The 2,990-nt window shown below is 53.4% G+C and carries 3 protein-coding genes and 1 pseudogene; 2 read left to right on the forward strand and 2 right to left on the reverse strand.

Going from position 1 to position 2,990, the window contains the following annotated elements; all coding sequences use genetic code 11:
* Positions 1–1,328: NAD(P)/FAD-dependent oxidoreductase (locus QVO43_RS00905; protein WP_288174256.1), on the forward strand; the 1,328-nt coding region annotated here is incomplete at its 5' end.
* Between the two features lie 22 nt (positions 1,329–1,350).
* On the opposite strand, the gene QVO43_RS00910 is transcribed toward QVO43_RS00905, so the two are convergent.
* Together QVO43_RS00910 and QVO43_RS00915 are read right to left on the reverse strand one after the other, a co-directional pair.
* On the reverse strand, positions 1,351–1,839 hold the full coding sequence (locus QVO43_RS00910) for a hypothetical protein (protein ID WP_288174257.1): 489 nt from the start codon (positions 1,837–1,839) through the stop codon (positions 1,351–1,353).
* 117 nt (positions 1,840–1,956) lie between these two features.
* Positions 1,957–2,295: a hypothetical protein gene (locus tag QVO43_RS00915; protein WP_288174258.1), complete on the reverse strand. Its 339-nt coding sequence runs from the start codon at positions 2,293–2,295 to the stop codon at positions 1,957–1,959.
* A 330-nt stretch (positions 2,296–2,625) separates the two neighbouring features.
* On the opposite strand from QVO43_RS00915, the pseudogene QVO43_RS00920 reads away from it, so the two are divergent.
* Positions 2,626–2,990: pseudogene (locus tag QVO43_RS00920) on the forward strand (hypothetical protein); the annotation flags it as partial.

Genomic DNA, 2,990 nt, shown 5'->3' on the forward strand with positions numbered 1-2,990 from the left:
TGCTCCATCGTTCCTGCACCCTGGATCCCCAGGGAGTAGATCCGGAAGAGATGGACCAGGTGTTCCTGGACCGCCAGCGGGTATCCCGGATCCTGTACCGGCACAAATTCTTCGATTACCCGGTATCCCTGAACTGGACCACCATCCGGAACCTGGGGATCACTGCCATGGCAGGAATCGGCTGTTCCTACCTGTATTCCTGCTTCCACAAACGGCCGGAAAACACCCTGGAAGATTTCATGATCAACCGGTTCGGAGAAAAACTCTACCGGACCTTTTTCGCCGGCTATACGGAAAAGGTCTGGGGCCTTTCTCCCAAAAACCTCTCTGCCGACTGGGGCAGCCAGCGGATCAAGGGCATTTCCATCGGTGCCGTGCTGAAGGACCTGTTCCAGCGGACCTTCCACATCCAGCCCAAGGAAGTCCAGACCTCCCTTATCGAACGGTTCCTCTATCCCAAATTCGGCCCCGGCCAGTTCTACGAAACCCTCCGGGACGAAGTGCTCCGTCTGGGCGGGGAAATCCGCATGGGAGCCACAGTCACCGGATTCACCGGCGGAGGGGATAAAACTCTTTCTGCCGTCCAGTACCGGGACCGGGAAGGGAACCTCCAGCAGGTGCCGGCAGATTTCGTCCTGTCCACCATGCCGGTAAAGGACCTGGCCGCCGGCCTGCCTCAGGACTGGTTTTCCCCCCAGGCCCGGGAAACCGCTGCCGCCCTTCCCTACCGGGATTTCGTCACCGCCGGCCTTTTGGTGGACCGGTTGGAACTGAAAAATGAGACGGATCACCCTACCCTGAACCATATGGTCCCGGACTGCTGGATTTACGTCCAGGAACCGGACGTAAAATTGGGCCGGCTCCAGATCTTCAACAACTGGTCCCCCTACCTGGTCCGGGATCCCCTCCACACCCTGTGGATCGGCCTGGAATATTTCTGTCAGGAAGGGGACGCCCTGTGGTCCATGACCGACAGTGATTTTATTTCCTTTGCCGCCAAAGAACTGGAAACCATCCATGTGATCCGGCCCGGAGCGGTACAAGAAGGCCATGTGGTGCGGATGAAAAAGGCCTATCCGGCCTATTACGGCAGCTACCGGGATTTTCCCCGGCTCCGGCAGGAACTGGACACCATCCCCAACCTTTACTGCATGGGCCGCAACGGCCAGCACCGGTACAACAACATGGACCATTCCATGCTCTCCGCCATGACCGCCGTGGACCTGATCCGCCAGGGAAAAACTGACAAAACGGCCCTGTGGCAGGTGAATACGGAGCAGGAATATCAGGAAATGGAAACAAAGGGAGGGCCGGGACATGAAAAATAAGATGGTTTCCATGATTTATGCCCTATCCATGATATTGATCGTATTCATTTTTACCAATCGGTTCGACAACGATGGCTGGTTCCTGCTGAACAGCGGCCGGTATGTGGAACAGTTTGGCATTCCCCATGTGGAGCCGTTCACCATCCATCAGAACTTTCATTTTGTCATGCAGCAATGGCTCTTTGACCTTGGGTTGTGGAAACTGTACAAACTGGGCGGTCTTAAAGCCATGATTGCGTACAACTGGGTTATTGCGGCTGTCTTTCTTTTTGTTTATTCCCGGTTGGTCAAATTGAAAGTCGGACAGATTTCGGGAACTGTGCGCCTGTTCCTGATGCTCTGGCTTATTCTCATGTCCATGGGATATCTGTTTCAGAGACCACAAACCATGTCCGGCCTGATTTTCCTTTTGGAAATTTATCTCTTGGAAAAAAACGCCAACCGGAACCGGATGCCCCGGTTTCTCATCCCGGTTTTCTTTCTGCTTTCCGTGCTTCTGATCAACCTCCACGGCGCCATGTGGCCCATGTTCACTGTTTTCCTTCTGCCCTATGCCTGTGAAGCTTTGGCAGGGCCCAAACTTTCTTTTGGCCGATGGGAACTGACCTGGAAGCCCAAAGATTTCTTACTATTGCTTGCTGCCATTGTGGCAGGCGGGCTCTGCAACCCCTATGGAACCGAGGCCATGACCTACGCCTTTAAGTCCTATGGGTATCCTGAAATCAATTCTCTGGTAACAGAAATGCACCCGCTGGCTTTGAATTTCACCTACCCCTTTATGGCAGCCAATCTGATTCTGCTTTTTCTCTGCACCGCCATCTATGCCCGCCATTCCCTCCCCCTCCGTCAGCAGCTTTTGGCTCTGGGGACCGGTTTCATGGCTCTTCAAGCCAGCCGCAGTGGTATGCTGTTCCTGTTGGCCGGGCTGTTTCCCATGGCAGAGATCATAGCCAACCATCAATTCCAAAAGTCTGCATCCGATTCCTATTCCTGGTCCCGTGTCCGGCACATGATCATGCTCATGGCCATAGCCGCTGTTGCGGGGAGTTTGGCATTGTTCCAACAAACCAAAGTACCGGAAGGACGATATTCCCTGTTTGTCGGCAGTTTCCTGTTGTTGGCCCTGGGAGCTCTTGGGACTCTATGGATATTGTGGAAAGAACATGATCTGGAAGAAAAACTGAAACAAAATACCAGGATGTTTTTTGCCATAGTCGTCATAATGCTGATGTTCCCCTTTTCCGTGGCCTGGATTCCGTCACTCCGGGCGGATTTCGTCCTTGCCAAAAGTGTGGATGTGATTCAACAGGATGCCGGAGGCAGCCCCATCTGCCTGTGGACTGGCTACAATGATGGTCCCTACGCAGAATTCCAGGGAATCCCCTGTTACATGGATACCCGGGCCGAAGTGTTCAAGCCCAAGCTGAACCACCAGAAAGATGTGATGGAAGAATATTGTTCCCTGGTTTATGGGAAACTGGATTACCGGGATTTTGTCACCCGGTATCCCTTCACCCATTTTCTCACCACCGATCTGGACCCCCTGTACGTAAACCTGAAAAATGATCCCCGGTTCGAACTGCTGTGGGATTCGGAAGAAGATCAGGAGGTGCAGGAAAAGGCCACGGAGGTGGAGAAGAAGAAAAGAGTACGGATATATAA

Source organism: Acidaminococcus sp. CAG:542 (genome assembly GCF_000437815.1).
In the GTDB taxonomy this organism is placed as follows: domain Bacteria; phylum Bacillota; class Negativicutes; order Acidaminococcales; family Acidaminococcaceae; genus Acidaminococcus.